Genomic DNA, 693 nt, shown 5'->3' on the forward strand with positions numbered 1-693 from the left:
AGTGGAGGCTGAAACCGCATTTGCGGTGAGTGTTTCTGCCACCGTCCATGGATACACGAGTGAACCCGTTCTGGGCGAGCAGGGCAAGATCAACACCATCAACGTAATCGATCAGGAAAACATGGTTAAAGCCCCGGGCACTGTAACGGACAGCGGTGTTGTGGCCAGTTCACAGTTCCTTGCGTTTCCGAAGTAAGAAGAAGTTACCCAAGATTTTAAGGAGGCCTAAATGGCTACGAAGCTTATTAACGTGAGCCGCGTCCCACAACAAGTAGGCGTCATTGTGGATGGAGTCCGGACCTCAATCCGGTTGATGCCGCGAAACAAGGGCGTTGAGCTGGACGAGGACACCACCATCGATTACTCGTGGCTGGCACTCAATCCCGGTGTCGTCCGCGTTGTGGCCGAAACAACCAACCTCATTCCCAAGGCACCTGTTGCGGCTGTGGTCGAGGACAAGAATACGGACAAGGAGTAAGAGATGCCTATTTCCGCAAACCAAGGATCGAAGGTTATCGTTCAGGAAATCAACCTGAGTCAAGTTATCACGAGCGCATCTACTTCGGTTGGTGCTCAGATCGTGGTCTCTAATCAGGGCGATACAACGAAGCCGATCCTTTTCACAAACGCACAAGACTATCTGGCGCAGTACGGTAATCCGAACGCGAAAATCTCGTTTGATGTGTACTGTGG

General features: G+C 51.8%; 3 protein-coding genes. All 3 read left to right on the top strand.

Going from position 1 to position 693, the window contains the following annotated elements; translation table 11 throughout:
• A partial coding sequence (locus AC1RPQ_RS07695; RefSeq protein WP_481762214.1) for a hypothetical protein occupies positions 1 to 196 on the top strand: 196 nt, incomplete at its 5' end.
• A 33-nt stretch (positions 197 to 229) separates the two neighbouring features.
• On the top strand, positions 230 to 478 hold the full coding sequence (locus tag AC1RPQ_RS07700; protein WP_289863294.1) for a hypothetical protein: 249 nt from the start codon (positions 230 to 232) through the stop codon (positions 476 to 478).
• 3 nt (positions 479 to 481) lie between these two features.
• Positions 482 to 693: hypothetical protein (locus AC1RPQ_RS07705; protein ID WP_481762215.1), on the top strand; the 212-nt coding region annotated here is incomplete at its 3' end.

The sequence above is a fragment of the Dellaglioa sp. CoH-57-MRSF-21 genome (genome assembly GCF_056781915.1).

Bases quoted from the DNA above. Each gene is read 5' to 3' on its own strand.
- AC1RPQ_RS07700 (WP_289863294.1), top strand. From the start codon at position 230: ATGGCTACGAAGCTTATTAACGTGAGCCGCGTCCCACAACAAGTAGGC.